General features: G+C 68.8%; 14 protein-coding genes. 8 read left to right on the forward strand and 6 right to left on the reverse strand.

Going from position 1 to position 15,031, the window contains the following annotated elements:
- Positions 1–286: 286 nt before the first annotated feature.
- Positions 287–3,436: an isoleucine--tRNA ligase gene (gene ileS, locus MPLG2_RS15770; protein ID WP_105186968.1), complete on the forward strand. Its 3,150-nt coding sequence runs from the start codon at positions 287–289 to the stop codon at positions 3,434–3,436.
- A gap of 134 nt (positions 3,437–3,570) precedes the next feature.
- Here ileS and MPLG2_RS15775 read toward each other — a convergent pair whose 3' ends face one another.
- The 4 genes from MPLG2_RS15775 to MPLG2_RS15785 are packed head-to-tail and all read right to left on the reverse strand — an operon-like array spanning position 3,571 to position 7,059.
- Entirely contained in the window at positions 3,571–3,918 is a 348-nt protein-coding gene (locus MPLG2_RS15775) for a hypothetical protein (RefSeq protein ID WP_105186969.1), read from the reverse strand.
- A gap of 28 nt (positions 3,919–3,946) precedes the next feature.
- Positions 3,947–4,384: a DUF1206 domain-containing protein gene (locus tag MPLG2_RS19125; protein WP_197709984.1), complete on the reverse strand. Its 438-nt coding sequence runs from the start codon at positions 4,382–4,384 to the stop codon at positions 3,947–3,949.
- Positions 4,356–4,751, reverse strand: a complete 396-nt coding sequence (locus tag MPLG2_RS19130) for a DUF1206 domain-containing protein (RefSeq protein WP_197709985.1) — start codon at positions 4,749–4,751, stop codon at positions 4,356–4,358. The genes MPLG2_RS19125 and MPLG2_RS19130 overlap by 29 nt, the downstream gene beginning before the upstream one ends.
- Before the next feature lie 52 nt (positions 4,752–4,803).
- The gene (locus tag MPLG2_RS15785; protein WP_105186970.1) at positions 4,804–7,059 is read right to left on the reverse strand and encodes a glycoside hydrolase family 3 N-terminal domain-containing protein; all 2,256 of its coding nucleotides are present in this window, start codon (positions 7,057–7,059) and stop codon (positions 4,804–4,806) included.
- A gap of 307 nt (positions 7,060–7,366) precedes the next feature.
- Here MPLG2_RS15785 and MPLG2_RS15795 point away from each other — a divergent pair, with 307 nt between their 5' ends.
- Entirely contained in the window at positions 7,367–8,017 is a 651-nt protein-coding gene (locus MPLG2_RS15795; RefSeq protein WP_105186971.1) for an ABC-2 transporter permease, read from the forward strand.
- Here MPLG2_RS15795 and MPLG2_RS15800 read toward each other — a convergent pair.
- Positions 8,001–9,026 (reverse strand): LacI family DNA-binding transcriptional regulator, encoded by a 1,026-nt coding sequence (locus tag MPLG2_RS15800; protein WP_105186972.1) that lies wholly within the window; start codon positions 9,024–9,026, stop codon positions 8,001–8,003. The two genes, MPLG2_RS15795 and MPLG2_RS15800, sit on opposite strands and share 17 nt — an antisense overlap.
- A gap of 71 nt (positions 9,027–9,097) precedes the next feature.
- Here MPLG2_RS15800 and MPLG2_RS19135 point away from each other — a divergent pair, with 71 nt between their 5' ends.
- The 6 genes from MPLG2_RS19135 (at position 9,098) to MPLG2_RS15825 (ending at position 13,821) form a co-directional block, all read left to right on the forward strand.
- Positions 9,098–9,508, forward strand: coding sequence for a hypothetical protein (locus MPLG2_RS19135; protein WP_197709986.1), 411 nt, complete (start codon positions 9,098–9,100; stop codon positions 9,506–9,508).
- Positions 9,430–9,801, forward strand: coding sequence for an FGGY-family carbohydrate kinase (locus MPLG2_RS19140; protein WP_197709987.1), 372 nt, complete (start codon positions 9,430–9,432; stop codon positions 9,799–9,801). Before MPLG2_RS19135 ends, MPLG2_RS19140 begins: the two co-directional genes overlap by 79 nt.
- A gap of 66 nt (positions 9,802–9,867) precedes the next feature.
- Positions 9,868–10,653: a (Fe-S)-binding protein gene (locus tag MPLG2_RS15810; protein ID WP_105186973.1), complete on the forward strand. Its 786-nt coding sequence runs from the start codon at positions 9,868–9,870 to the stop codon at positions 10,651–10,653.
- Positions 10,650–12,164, forward strand: coding sequence for a LutB/LldF family L-lactate oxidation iron-sulfur protein (locus MPLG2_RS15815; RefSeq protein ID WP_105186974.1), 1,515 nt, complete (start codon positions 10,650–10,652; stop codon positions 12,162–12,164). Before MPLG2_RS15810 ends, MPLG2_RS15815 begins: the two co-directional genes overlap by 4 nt.
- Positions 12,161–12,820, forward strand: coding sequence for a LutC/YkgG family protein (locus MPLG2_RS15820; RefSeq protein WP_105186975.1), 660 nt, complete (start codon positions 12,161–12,163; stop codon positions 12,818–12,820). Before MPLG2_RS15815 ends, MPLG2_RS15820 begins: the two co-directional genes overlap by 4 nt.
- A complete protein-coding gene (locus MPLG2_RS15825; RefSeq protein ID WP_231935690.1) occupies positions 12,817–13,821 on the forward strand; it encodes an alpha/beta hydrolase in 1,005 nt (334 codons plus the stop codon). The genes MPLG2_RS15820 and MPLG2_RS15825 overlap by 4 nt, the downstream gene beginning before the upstream one ends.
- 79 nt (positions 13,822–13,900) lie before the next feature.
- On the opposite strand, the gene MPLG2_RS15830 is transcribed toward MPLG2_RS15825, so the two are convergent.
- Positions 13,901–14,857, reverse strand: a complete 957-nt coding sequence (locus MPLG2_RS15830) for a glycosyltransferase family 2 protein (RefSeq protein ID WP_231936011.1) — start codon at positions 14,855–14,857, stop codon at positions 13,901–13,903.
- Positions 14,858–15,031 lie beyond the last annotated feature (174 nt).

Here is a 15,031-nt window from a genome sequence, read left to right on the forward strand (position 1 = left end):
GTTGTTGAACCTCGACCCGGCGTGTCTGGCCCCTTCGCGTCCACGCGAATGCACTTTTCAGAATCCGGCGGCTACCATGGACGACTGTCGCAAGGCATTGATGGGGCCATCACCCCGGAGTTGCCGGAAGAACGGCGGGTTCGCCCGCTCACTAGAACCGGCCGCGGCGAGCAAGAGCGGGTCGTCCGACGTGGCGGCCAAGAAGGGTGGTACCGCGGGGTCCGCCTCGTCCCTTCGTCCCCTGACCGGGCCAGTCCGGTCGGAGCTGTCGACGAAGGAATGACCGATGACCGAGTACCGTCCGGTGCCGCCCCAGGTTGATCTGCCTGCCATGGAGCACCAGATCCTCGACCTGTGGCGCGACCAGGGCACGTTCGCCAAGACGCTACAGGCCACCAAGGGCGGCCCCGCGTGGACGTTCTACGAAGGCCCGCCCACCGCCAACGGCACCCCCGGCACCCACCACATCGAGGCACGGGTGTTCAAAGACGTGTTCCCGCGGTTCAAGACCATGCAGGGTTTTCACGTCGACCGTAAGGCCGGCTGGGACTGCCACGGCCTGCCCGTCGAACTCGCCGTCGAGGCCGAACTGGGCTTCAACGGCAAGCCCGATATCGAGGCCTACGGCGTCGAGGCGTTCAACGCCATGTGCCGCGAGTCGGTGAGCCGGCACGTCGACGAGTTCACCGAACTCACCCACCGCATGGGCTACTGGGTGAACCTCGACCAGGCCTACTGGACGATGGACCCCAGCTACGTCGAGTCGGTCTGGTGGGCCTTGAAGCAGATCTTCGACGCCGGCCTGCTGGTTGAGGACTACCGGGTCGCGCCGTACTGCCCCCGCTGCGGCACCACCCTGAGCGACCACGAACTCGCCCAGGGCTACGAAGACGTGGTCGACCCCTCGGTGTACGTGCGCTTTCCGGTGACCTCGGGCCCCTGGGCCGGCAAGGCGTCCCTGCTGGTGTGGACCACCACACCCTGGACCTTGGTCAGCAACACCGCGGTGGCCGTGCACCCCGACGTCACCTATGTGGTGGCCACCAAACTGGGCGATGACCCCGAGACCCTGATCGTGGCCGAGCCGCTGGTCGAGAAGGTGCTGGGCGACGGCTGGCAGGTCGAGGCCACCATGCCGGGTCGCGACCTCGAGTTCGTCACCTACCAGCGGCCCTTCGAGCTGGTCGACTTTCCCGACGTGGTGGGCGGCACGCACTACGTGGTGCTCGCCGACTACGTGACCACCGAAGACGGCTCGGGCCTGGTGCACCAGGCGCCCGCCTTCGGTGAAGAAGACATGGCCGTGTGCCGCGCCTACGGCCTGCCGATGGTCAACCCGATCAGGCCCGACGGCACGTTCGAGCCCGAGCTCGGCCTGGTCGGCGGGGTCTTCTTCAAGACCGCCGACGCCACCCTGGTGGCCGACCTCGAAGCGCGCGGGCTGATGTATCGGGTGCTCGACTACGAGCACAGCTACCCGCACTGCTGGCGCTGCCACACGCCGTTGCTGTACTACGCCCAGCCGAGCTGGTACATCCGCACCACCCAGATCAAGGACGCCCTGCTGCGCGAAAACGCGGCCACCAACTGGTACCCCGAGACGATCAAGTGGGGCCGCTACGGCGACTGGCTGAACAACAACATCGACTGGGCGCTGTCGCGCTCGCGCTACTGGGGCACGCCGCTGCCGATCTGGCGCTGCGCGCACGACCACCTGCACTGCGTGGGGTCGCGGGCCGAACTCACCGAGTTGACGGGTGACGATCAGGCGGAACTCGACCCCCACCGTCCGTTCGTTGACGACGTGACCTTCCCCTGCCCGATGTGCCACGAGCCGATGCGCCGGGTGCCCGAGGTGATCGACGCCTGGTTCGACTCGGGCTCGATGCCGTTCGCGCAGTGGGGCTACCCGTGGGCCGACGGCTCGAAGGAGAAGTTCGCCGACGCCTACCCGGCCGACTTCATCTGCGAGGCGATCGACCAGACCCGCGGCTGGTTCTACTCGCTGATGGCCGTCGGCACGCTGGTGTTCGACGCGTCCAGCTACCGCAACGTGCTGTGCCTGGGCCACATTCTGGCCGAGGACGGCCGCAAGATGAGCAAGCACCTGGGCAACATCTTGGAGCCGATCCCGCTGATGGATCAGTACGGGGCCGACGCCGTGCGCTGGTTCATGGCGGCCGGAGGCTCGCCGTGGGCGTCGCGCCGGGTGGGTGACACCACGATCACCGAAACGGTGCGCAAGGTGCTGCTGACCTACTGGAACTCGGTGGCGTTCCAGGCGCTCTATGCGCGCACCAACGACTGGACGCCTTCGACAGGCTCAACCAGCGAGACCGGGGTTTCGACAGGCTCGACCAGCGAGCACGTGCTCGACCGCTGGCTGGTCTCGGCGCGCACCCGGCTGGTCACCCAGACCACCGCTGCGCTGGAGAACTTCGACACCCAGCGCTACGGAGCGCTGATCGCCGACTTCGTCGACGACCTCAGCAATTGGTACGTCAGGCGTAGTCGCAGGCGGTTCTGGGACGGCGACCCGGGCGCTCTGCAGACCCTGCACGACACCCTGAACGTGGTCACCCGGTTGATGGCTCCGCTGGCGCCGTTCATCACCGAGCGGGTGTGGCAAGACCTGATGGTGCCCACCGACCCGGCCGCGCCGGCGTCGGTGCACCTGGCGTCGTGGCCCGTGGCCGACGACTCGCTGGCCGACCCCGACCTCGACGCGGCCATGCGGCTCACCCGCCGACTGGTCGAACTCGGACGCTCCGCGCGGGCCGAGGCGAAGGTCAAGACGCGGCAGCCGCTGTCGCGGGTGCTGGTGCCGTCCGGTTCGTTCGCGAAGCTGAACGACGAACTGCGCGCCGAGATCGCCGCCGAACTCAACGTGCAAAGGGTGGAGTCATTCGCCTCGGCGGGCGACCTGGTGGACTACTCGGCCAAGGGCAACTTCCGTGCCCTGGGCAAGCGGTTCGGCAAGGACACCCCGAAGATAGCCGCCTCGATCGCCGCGACCGACGCTGCGGCCCTGGCCGCATCGCTGGCGGCCGAGGGCACCGCCGTGGTCGACGGGGTCGAGGTGAGCGCTGATGAGGTGATCGTCTCGGAGCGTCCGCGCGAGGGCTGGTCGGTGGTCAACGAGCAGGGCGAGACCGTCGCCCTCGACCTCGAACTGACCCCCGAACTGGTGCAGGCGGGGTTGGCCCGCGAGGTCGTCCGAACGGTGCAGGAGGGTCGCAAGAACGCGGGCCTCGAGGTGTCGGATCGGATCGACCTGCGTTGGCACGCCGAGGGCGACCTGGCCGAGGCGATCCGGGCGCATTCCGACGCGATCGCTGCCGAGGTGCTGGCCACGTCGATCACCGAGGGCGAACCGAGTGACGGTTGGACGACCGAACCCGATCTCGGGTTGGCGGTGCAGATCACCAAGGCGTGAGCATCCGCGGGTCGAGCTTGTCGAAACCCCTCATCAGACGAGTCTCGACAGGTTCGACCAGTTAACAGCACTTGGTCACTCCCGAAATGATTGGCCAACACTGAGAGGCCGGTTAGCCGGTGTGCCAGGTCGCCTCAGCGCTGATCTGGGCCGACCTCGGGCGGCTGTACCTGCCAGCGCCGACGCTGCCGCAGGTTGTTCTTCAGCGCGCTCAGTATCGTGCCCACCACGATGGCGCCGATGAGCCCCGGCCAGAACGACACACCGGTGAAGATGATCATCAGAATTGCCACCGGCCACACCAGCTTGGCCAGGGTTCCGATCATCGTCTCGAATGTGGACGGCGGCGGCACGCGCCCACCCACACCGGGCACGATCACGTGGCCCGTCACGGGCTGCACGAACTGCTCGTCGCGGGGCGCGTCGAAGTTCGGCTGCTGCCACTGCTGCTCAGGCTCGCCCGTGGGCGGGTTACTGGTCACGCCGCCATATTACGTCCGGTACGTGGCCTCACAGCTTGGCGTAGCGGGCGCGAAAGAACAGGTAGACCCCGTACGAGGCGAAGCCGATGCCGGCGCAAGCGACCAGTGCCTGCCCGAACGGCAGGCCGAGCAGCGTGTGCACGGCGGCGTCCAACCCGCCGGCCTGCTCGGGGTCGGCCTTGACCGCGGCCACCACCAGTAGGGCGCCGACGATGGCCAGCGCCCCGCCCTTTGCCACATAACCGACCACGCCGAGCACGGTGACGGCAGAGCCGACCCGTCCGCCCGGCAGGTCGACCTTCTTCAGAAACGACCTGCGCACACCCATCGCGGCGAACGCGATGCCGCCGATCACCACGCCGGCCGCGAGCAGGCCCAACAGCAGCGGGCCCCCGGACAGGCTCAACACGTCGCGGCTGGCGGTTTGCGCGCTGCGGTCACCGTTGGGCCTCGCGCCCAGCGCCACCGTGGCAGCCGCCACTCCCAGGGGCCGCGAAGACGACCGCCTGCCCGGCGTGGGACGCGCGATCCTTCCACCGGTCGGCGGCCGAACCACCGCGGGACAAGAAGCACTGCACCAGGCGGTACAGGCCGAGAGCGACCAGCAGTACGGCCAGTACCCACAGCAGAGCCATACCCCACGGCGCCGTGGCGATCGTACGAAAGGCGCCCGACTGGTCGGTCTGTCCGCGTCCCCCGAACGTGACTCCCACCACCAGTGCCCCGAGCAGCAGATGCACCACGCCACTGGCGGCGTAGCCGCCGCGGGCCAGAAGTTCGAGCGGTCGGCTCGAGTTGGCCGTTCGCGCCGCCTGCTGCACTGCATCGGTCACGCGGCGAGCCTAAGCCCCCGCGCCACAGAGCGGCACTGCCCTTGGGGTGAGGTCAGCCGACGGTGAGCACGGCGGTGAGCTCGGCGGTCGAGTCACCGCCCACGTACACCTCGATCTCGGTGGCGTCTTGCACCCAGTCGCGCGTCACGGCGCTCCAGTAACGCAACTGGTCGGGCCCGAGGCCGAAGGTGACGGTGGTTGTCGCACCGGCCGCGATGGCGACCCGCTCGAATGCCTTCAACTCACGAATCGGACGGCTCGACAGCCCCCACCGTTGGTGGATGTACAGCTGCGCGACCTCGTCGCCGTCGACGGAGGAGGTGTTGGTGACGTCCACCGACACCTGCACGGTGCCGCCGACCGCGACCGACTCGGCCGACAACCGCAGGTTCGCGTATTCGAAGCTCGCGTACGACAGCCCGTGGCCGAACGGGTACAGCGGGGTCGACGCCTCCTGCCAGTAACGCGAGGCGGCCTCGGCGGGTTGGAACGTGGTGTAGTGCGAATGGATCACCGGAATTTGGCCCACGTGCCGCGGCCAGCTCACCGGTAGCTTGCCGCCGGGGGAGACGTCGCCGAACAGCAGCGCGGCCACCGCTTCACCGCCGCGGGTGCCGGGGTACCAGACCTGCAGAATCGCCGGCACGTTGTCGTCGGCCCACCGCAGGTCGAGCGGACGGCCCGACATCACCACTGCCACGGTGGGTGTACCGGTCGCGACGATCGCCTGCAACTGCTCCAACTGGCGTCCGGGTAGATCGAGGGTGTCGTTGGACGCCTTCTCACCGATCTGGTTCTGCCGCTGGCCGATCACCACCACGGCCACCTCGGCGCTGCTCGCCGCCTCGACCGCCGCGGCCATACCGGCATCGTCGTCGTGATCGTCGGCGGTGTGCTCGACCACCGAGTCCATCGCGTCGAACATCGACGGGTAGGTTCGCTCGGGAATGCCGACCCCGGCCTCGTAGGTGACCTCGACGCCGTCGCCGGCGCGCGCGCGAATGCCGTCGAGAATCGTGACGGTTTCGCTCGCGTCGTAGCTGAACACCCAGGGCCCCAGGGTGTCGCGCTGCGAGGCTGCCAACTGGCCGATCACGGCGATCTTCTTCGCCTCGGACGACAGTGGCAGCGCCCCGCCGTCGTTCTTCAGCAACACGGCGGTGCGCTCGGCAGCCTTGCGGGCGACCTCACGGTGGGCGGGGTCGTTCAGCACCGACTCGACCGCGGCCTCGTCGACGTAAGGGTTCTCGAACAGGCCGATGGTGAACTTGGCCGTCAGCACCCGCCGGACGGCCTCGTCGAGCGTTTCTTCGCTGACCAGACCCTGCTCGATGGCCTCGGGCAGGTGGGCGTAGGCGGGGTCGTCCATGATCATCTCGAGGTCGAGCCCGGCGTTGATGCCGCGGGCGGCCGCGTCGGTGAGGTCACGCGCGAAGTGCTGGGTGACCAGCGAATGCACCGCGTTGGCGTCCGAGACCACGAAGCCCTTGAAGCCGAACGCGCCGCGCAGCACGTCGGTGAGCAGCCACTTGTTGCCCGAGGCGGGCACGCCGTTGAGGTCCATGTAGGCGCTCATGATGTTGGCCGCCCCGGCGTCGATGGCGGCCTTGAATGGCGGCAGGTAGACGTTCCACAACTCCGAATCGCTGATCTCGGAGTCTTCGTAGTCGCGGCCGCCGCGGGCCGCGCCGTAGCCGGCGAAGTGCTTGGGGCCGGCCAGAATGCTCTCGGGTCCGAAGTCGCCCTGGAACCCGCGAACATGCCCGGCGGCCATCGCCCCGCCCAGCGTGGGGTCTTCGCCGTTGGACTCGACGATGCGGCCCCAGCGGGGGTCGCGGGCGATGTCGATCATCGGCGCGAACGACCACTGAATGCCCACCGCGCGGGCTTCGCGAGCGGCGACCTGCTCGCCGGCCTCGGCCACCCCCGGATCCCACGAGGCGGCCTGGGCCAGCGGCACCGGAAAGATGGTGCGAAAGCCGTGAATGACGTCGAAGCCGAAGATCACCGGAATGCCGTGCCGGTTGCCCTCGATGGCCATGCGCTGCAGACGGTTGGCCGAGACGGCGTCGCGCACGAACAGCAGTGAACCCGCACCACCCCTGGCCAGGGCCGCTTCGACCCGGCGCGGCGACTCCTGAAACTGATTCGCCTCCGACGCGTCGAGCTGTATGTCTTGGGCGAAGCTGCCGAAGTAGAAGTACTGGGTGACCTGGCCCGCCTTCTCTTCGAGGCTCAGCCGCGATAACAGGTCTTCAACCCTGTCGGCCACGGGCAACGAGGAATCCTGGTAGGGCAGGTCGGTCACGGGGCGTTCTCCTTCGAACGAGTGCGGTGCATTTCTCAGCCTGCCAGGGGTGGCGGCGGCCCGCCAGCGATGCTTTCAAGCAGCGGGCAGTGCCGTGGTCAATCCTGGTCGGACGACTCGGCGCGCGCGAGCTGGTCGTCGAGGTTGAACACCTCGGGCAGGTAGCGAAAGCCTGCGTCGGGTGCACCGTCACCTTCGAACAACTCGGCCATCTCGGCTTGCCAGCGGGCATTGACGTGGGCGCCAAGGCCCACCGCTGCGCTCGGTCAAGGCCTGGCCAGTGGCGCTCCCATCTACCCTTGAGGCCATGAACGAGATGTGGGTGGGCCTGGTCGCGCTCGCGGTCGGGTTGCTGGTCGGCCTGGCCGGCTATCGGGCGCTGCGGGTGATGATCGCGTTGCTCGGGGCGGTGAGCGGTTTCGGCATCGGTGCGGGGCTGGCACAGGCACTGCCGCTGAGCGGCGGCGGGCTCACCGTGGCCACCTGGGTGGGGGCGTTACTGGGGGCCATCGTGTTCGGCTGGCTGGCCTACGCCTTCTATCAGGTCGCGGTGCTGCTGGGCCTGGCGTCGATCGGCTTCGCGATCGGCAGCGGGCTGATGCTGGCGCTCGGCTTTCGCGGCGGGTGGCTCACCTGGTTGGTCGGCGCGCTGGTCGCAGGCGTGCTGGTGGTGATCGGGCTCGTCGGCGACCTGCCGGCCATTCTGCTGATCGTGCTGACCGGCTTGTCGGGGGCCAATCTTGCGATCACCGGCGCGATGCTGCTGACCGGCTCGATCACTCTGGCTCAACTCGACACCGCCGGGTCGGCCGCGATGGCCCGAGATTGGTGGTGGGCGCTCGCCGCTCTGGTCGTCGCCGCGGCGTTCGTCGCCTACCAGTTGCGCTCCCTGAACCGATCGCGGGCCGCGGCGATGCGCGCCCAGTGGGCGGCGCGCCCCGTCACTGCACCCCGCTGAGGCTGAGCGTCGGATCGGTGGACGCGCGCGGCACCAGGAACGGCTGCATCACCACCCGCTCGATCGGACGGGTGGGATCGTCCGCCTCTTTGAGCAGCAGGTCCATGGCCAGCCGGCCGAGTTCGAACCGGGGTTGCGCGACCGAACTGAGCGGCACCGCTGCGCCGGCCGCGAAGTCGATGTCGTCGTAGCCGATCAGCGTGATGTCGTCGGGCACCCGCAGGCTGCGCGTCGTGGTGATCGCCTGCAACAGCCCCAGGGCCAGCAGGTCGTTGGCCGCGAACACGGCGTCGGGACGGGTCGCCGCCGGCCGGGCCAGCAGACGTTCGCCGGCCACCCGTCCGTGAGCCAGGGTGAGGCGATCGGTGGCGACGAACTCGAGAAACACGTCGGGGTGCTCCGCGGCCACGTCAGCGGCGCCGGCGAACCGGTCGGCGACCTGGCCCAGCGACAGCGGCCCGCCCACGAAGGCAACGCGGCGGCGTCCCATGTCGATCAGGTGCTGCATGGCGAGCCGTCCGCCGAGCCGGTCGTCGACCGACACCGACGAGAAGTCGCCGGCGATGTCGCGGTCGACGAGCACGGTGGCCATGCCGCGCTGCTTCATGGTCAGGAACCGTTTGCGCACCTCACCGACCGGCGAGAGCAGCACCCCGCGCACCCGCTGCTGTTCGAACAGGTCGAGGTAGGCGTGCTCGCGCTCGACCAGTTCGCCGCTGTTGCCCACCAGCACCGACACCCCTGCATCAGCCGCCGACGCCTCGGCCCCGGCGGCGACGTCGTTGAAAAACGGGTTCGACGAGTTGAGCACGATCACGCCGACGCAGTTGCTCATGCCGGCGCGCAGTTGCCGCGCGGCCTCGGTGCGCACGTACCCGAGATCGTCGATCGCTGCCGTGACCTTCGCCCGAGTCGCTTCAGACACCTTGTCGGGCCGGTTCAGCACATTCGAGATCGTGCCGACCGACAGGCCGGTGGCCGTTGCGAGGTCTTTGACACTGACCGCCATCGTCGACCCTTTCGTGCGATGAAACGTCCAACTGCTCTTGACCCTACGCGGGTGGTGCCTTACTGTGCTGTGTGAAACGTTTCATAACGTCGGCGATGTGCCTGCCCGCCACCGCGTCGGTCGAAGAGCCGATCGCCCGGCTGAACGAACTGCACGAGGCGCCCGCCCCGGTGCTCACCGACGCAGCCGGCGCCGCGAACTTCACCAACGAGGGCGGGGTCGACAGCACCGTCCGGTTCCTGCACAACGTGATGGGGTTGTGGGTGCTCAGCGAGACGCTGCGGGTGTGGCGCTCTCGGGGATCGTCCGCCGACCTGGGCAGGCTGCTGGCTGCAGCGGCCGAACTGCCGGCGCCGCAGCACCTGGTCGACCTCACGACGACCGGTTTCTGCCGCCCGGCGACATGGCCACCCGCATCGGCGAATGGCTGGCCGATCGTGGCCTGCCGTACCCCGCGCCCGACGAGGCGATCGTGCGGCTGATCGTCGAGAGCCTGGCCGAGCACGTCGCCGCCGCCGTCCGCACGGCCGCAAAGCTGTGGGGCGTCGCGGTCGAGCAGATTCACGTGGTGGGCGGCGGCTGTCAGAACCGGCTGCTGTGCCAGCTGACCGCCGACCGGTCGGGCCTGCCGGTGGTGGCCGGCCCGGTCGAGGCCACCGCGCTGGGCAACGTGTTGATTCAGGCGAGGGCCCACGGACGGGTCGGCTCACTCGCCGAGATCAGGCAGGTCATTGCCCGGTCGTTTGACCCGATTTGGTACGAGCCGCGGCTTTGAGGGGGCAGACTGGCACCAGACACCGCCGCCCCACCCAGGGCAGCGTTCGATCGCAGAGGAGCACGAATGAGCGCCCCGACCGGCACCGTTGCACTGTTCGCCACGTGCATCAACGACACCCTGTTCCCCGAGACGCCCAAGGCCGTGGTGCGGCTGCTGGAGCGGCTCGGTTGCCGGGTGGACTTTCCGCTGCAGCAGACCTGCTGCGGGCAGATGTTCACCAACACCGGCTACTTCAAAGAGGCGTTGCCGTCGGTGCGCAACTACGTCGACACCTTCGAAGGCTACGACTACGTGGTGGGGCCGTCGGGCTCGTGCATCGGCTCGGTGCGCGACCAGCACCCGATGCTGGCGCAGCGCCTGGGCGACCACGCCCTGCAAGAGCGGGTGGACGCGATCGTCGCCAAAACCTACGACCTCAGTGAGTTCTTGGTGGACGTGCTGGGCGTCACCGACGTCGGGGCGTACTTTCCGCACACCGTCACCTACCACCCGACCTGCCATTCGGTGCGGGTCACCAAGGTGGGCGACCGGCCCTACCAGCTGATGAAGGCCGTGCGCGGCCTGACGCTGCTCGAACTGCCGGACGCCGACCAGTGCTGCGGCTTCGGCGGCACTTTCTCGGTGAAGAACTCGGACGTCTCGGTGGCGATGGCCACCGACAAGATGCGCAACGTGCTCGACACCGGCGCCGAGTACGTGGTCACCGGCGACAACTCGTGCCTGATGAACATCGGCGGCCTGCTCAGCCGCGAGAAGGCCGGGGTCAAACCGATTCACCTGGCCCAGATTCTGGCGCAGACCGAGGCCGACTACGCCGCCACCGTCGAGGCCGAGGCGGTGGCCCGATGACCGCCCAGCCCGACACCACCAAGCACGAACGCCGCACCCCCGCGCCGCCGCCGGTCACCCTGATCGGCATGCCGAAGTTTCCCAAGAACGCCAAGAAGGAACTGGCCAACGAGCAGCTGCGCAGCAACCTGCGGCACGCCACCACCACGATTCGCAACAAGCGCGCGCGGGTGGTGCAGGAGTTGCCGCACTGGGAAGACCTTCGCTTGGCCGGCGAGGCGATCAAGAACCGCACCCTGCGGCACCTCGACAGCTACCTGCTGCAACTCGAACAGACACTCACCGCCAACGGGGCGATCGTGCACTGGGCTGCGGACGCCGCAGAGGCCAACCAGATCGTCATCGACATCACCCGCAGCAAGGGCGCCGACGAGGTGGTCAAGGTCAAGTCGATGGCCACTCAAGAGATCGACCTCAACGAGGCGCTCGAAGAGGCCGGCATCGCGGCGTGGGAGACCGACCTGGCCGAGCTGATCGTGCAACTGGGCCACGACCGTCCGAGCCACATTCTGGTGCCGGCGATCCATCGCAACCGATCAGAGGTGCGCGAGATCTTTCTCGAAGAGATGGGCCGCTACGGCACCCCGCCGCCCGAGGGGCTGACCGACGACCCGGCCATGCTGGCCGGTGCGGCGCGCGTCCACCTGCGCAACAAGTTTCTGCGCGCCAAGGTGGCCGTCAGCGGCGCCAACTTCGCCATCGCCGAGACCGGCACGCTGGTGGTGGTCGAGTCCGAGGGCAACGGACGCATGTGCCTGACCCTGCCCGAAACCCTGATCTCGATCGTGGGCATCGAGAAGACGCTGCCCACCTTCGCCGACCTTGAGGTGTTTCTGCAGCTGCTGCCCCGGTCGTCGACTGCTGAGCGCATGAACCCCTACACCTCGATGTGGTCGGGCGTGCGCGAGGGCGACGGCCCGCAAGAAGTGCACGTCGTGCTGCTCGACAACGGCCGCACCAACGTCCTCGCCGACGAGGTCGGACGCCAGGCGCTGCGCTGCATTCGCTGCTCGGCCTGCCTCAACATCTGCCCGGTGTACGAGCGGGTCGGCGGGCACGCGTACGGGTCGGTGTACCCCGGCCCGATCGGCGCGATTCTCACCCCGCAACTGCGCGGAATCGGCTCTGAGGTCGACCAGTCGCTGCCGTACGCGTCGTCGCTGTGCGGTGCGTGCTTCGAGGTGTGCCCGGTGCGCATCAACATTCCCGAGGTGCTGGTGCACCTGCGCAACAAGGTGGTCGAGTCGCACGGGGTGACCGCCGAGGGTCTGGTGATGAAGGGCGGCAGTTGGGTGATGGCCAAGGGCCGCAACCTGGCCCTGGTGCAGAAGGGCTCCAAACTGGCCGGACGGGTGTGGCCGGGCGACGTGATCGGCCCGATTCCGATTCCGGGGCCGGCGGCCGGCTGGACCGACGCCCGCGACCTGCCCAAACCGCCCACCCAGACGTTCCGCGACTGGTGGACCAAAGAGCACCAGCAACCCGAGCAGACGGGGGAGTCGGCGTCATGAGCAGCAAAGAAGCCATGCTGGGCCGCATTCGCTCAGCCCTCACCGACGTCACGCCGATGGCCCCGGCCGACGACGTGGCGGTCGAATGGACCTACGGGCAGCGGCCGCCCGGTGCGTCCGACGACATGCTGGGCCTGTTCGTCGAGCGGGTCGAAGACTACAAGGCGGTGGTCAGCTGGGTGGTGCCCGACGAGGTGCCGGTGCGTATCGCCAACGCGCTGGCCGACCACGACGTGACCTCGGCCGTGGTTCCGGCGGGGGCGCCGGCCGCCTGGCATGAGGCCGTGGCCGCCGCGGGCATCGCGGTGGTGACCGACGACCCCGTGCTCAGTCACGCCGAACTCGACGCCACCGGCGGGGTGGTGACGGCCTCGCGGGTCGGCATCGCCGAAACCGGCACGATCGTGCTCGACCACGCCGCCGACCAGGGCCGTCGGGCGTTGTCGCTGGTGCCTGACGTGCACGTGTGCGTGATCGGATCCGACCAGGTGGTCTCAGACGTGCCCGAGGCGGTGGTGCGGCTGCAGACGTCCATCGATGAGCGGCTGCCGCTCACCTGGATCAGCGGGCCCTCGGCCACCAGCGACATCGAGTTGTCGCGGGTCGAGGGCGTGCACGGCCCACGCATCCTGCACGTGTTGCTGGTCAACGTGTGAGTCGTCGCGGGTGGGTCGCCGCCGGCATGATGGCGGGTGCGGCGGCTGCGCTGGCGCCGACGGTGCTGCGGCAGGTGAAGGCGCTGCAGCAGGCCGACCCCGACGTGCGCGGCCCGTTGACCTGGGTGCTGCTGCCGGTGCCGCTGATGGCGAAGCTGGCCAAGGGCGGCATCCTGTCCGCCGAGCGGGCGCTGGCCGACGGCATCGACAACCGCACGCAGAGCGTGCCGGCGGCCGAGGGCCGTCCGGCTGTGCGGTTGGAGCTGTACCGGCGTCAGGGACTGACCGGGGCGGTGCCGGCACTGCTGTGGATTCACGGCGGCGGCTACGTGATGGGCGCGGTCACCAACGACGACGACTGGTGCTGCCGGGTGGCCGCCGAGCTCGACGTGCAGGTGGTCAGCACCGACTACCGCAAGGCACCCGAACACCCGTTCCCCGCCGCTCTGGACGACTGCTTCGCCGCCTTGGGTTGGCTGATCGAGCACGCCGACGAACTCGGCGTCGACCCGAGCCGGGTGATGATCGGCGGTAACAGCGCCGGGGGCGGACTGGCGGCGGCGCTGGCGCAACGCGCCCACGACGCGGGGCTGAACGTGGTGTTCCAGCTGCTCGTCTACCCGATGCTCGACGATCGCACCGTTCCGCGGGCCGAGGCCGCGGGCGAGTACACGCTGGTCTGGACGCCGAAGGCGAACCGCTACGGCTGGGCGTCCTACCTGGGCGCCGAGCCCGGCGTGGGCACCCCACCGCCGTACGCGGCTCCGGCTCGGCGGGCCGATCTCGCCGGCCTGCCGGCGGCCTGGATCGGCGTCGGCAGCGTCGACCTGTTTCACGACGAAGACGTCGAGTACGCCCGCCGGCTGACCGATGCCGGGGTCGACTGCACGCTGTACGTGGCCAAGGGAATGCCGCACGGCACGAACATCGGCAACGAGGCGCCGCTGCCCGAGGCCTTCAACCGGGCCGCCCTCAACGCCCTGGCCGCCGCCCTCTGGTAGCGCTCGTCACAGCGCTGTGGGGTCGAGCCGGCCGCCGCTCTCGCGCCAATACTCTGCTGATCCCGGGATCACGATTCGCTTACGCAGCCAGGGCTGCCGGGTCACGGCGCATGCGGGTGAGCAGGGTGCGCCGTCTCGGTGACCCGTGGTCGAGCACGTAGTCGAGCACGTCGGACGGCATGGCGTCCAAGGTCTCGACCGAGCGCTCCACCAACTGTCGCTGCATCTCCAGCGACAGCCGGGCCCGTTTGGTGACGTGAAAGTTGATCAAGGCGCAGGCGGCGTCCACGGCCTTCGGTAGCAGCAGTTCGGCCTCGCGATCGGCCTGGGTCTCGGTCATGATCAGCCTCAGTGCGTCCAGAAAATGCAGGTGCCGGGGGTCGTTGAGCCGGCTCAACGAGTCGGGTTCGTCGTGCCGGTGAAATACACCCAACAGGCCGACCGTGGCGAAGCTCTCGGCCTCGCGGTGCAGCCGCCACACCCAGTGCCGGTCGGCGCACGTGGCCAGCCGTTCGTCGAAGGTCAGCAGGCCGCGCTCGGCCAGCCGCCGATGCTGCACCCCGGCCCACGCCATCGGGTAATCGACCGAGGTGGAGCGAAACGGCGGGGTGATCGCCGAGCGCGGGGCGATCACCAGGTTGCGCCGGGTCTCTGGCGACCGCACCACTGTTCGGCGCCGTCCGGTGACCCGCACGTGGTCGGTGCGCACGAACTCGCAACCCAGCCGTTCGATAACCCGCACGAGCTGGTCGAGGTACCCGGGGCCGATCCAATCGTCGGCGTCCAACCAGGCGAGGTAGGTGCCCTCGGCGTGGGCCAGGCCGGTGTTGCGGGCGGCACTGAGACCCAGGTTCACCTCGTGGCGCACCACTCGGGCGCCGGGCAGATCGGCGGTCAGCTCGTCCAGGGCGTCGCCCGTCGAGTCGGTGGAGGCGTCTTCGACGAACACGAACTCGAAGTCGCTGCGCAGGTTGCCGTGCAGGCTGCGAATCAGGGTCGGTAAATGGGCTGACACGTTGTAGCAGGGGATGATCACCGACAACTTCACTGCTTGCGACTCCTCGACTGGACTGCATCGTCGCCCGTTCACGAGCCATGCCGTCCCCCCGGGGCTCGACTCTTGGGTCGATGCTGGCTGTAGCTCGTGACGAACAGAAAACAGCCGTGTGACGAGTCGATGAACTCCGGCAACCACCCCGGGTGACGAGCG

Source organism: Micropruina glycogenica, from assembly GCF_900289045.1.
Classification (GTDB): domain Bacteria; phylum Actinomycetota; class Actinomycetes; order Propionibacteriales; family Propionibacteriaceae; genus Micropruina; species Micropruina glycogenica.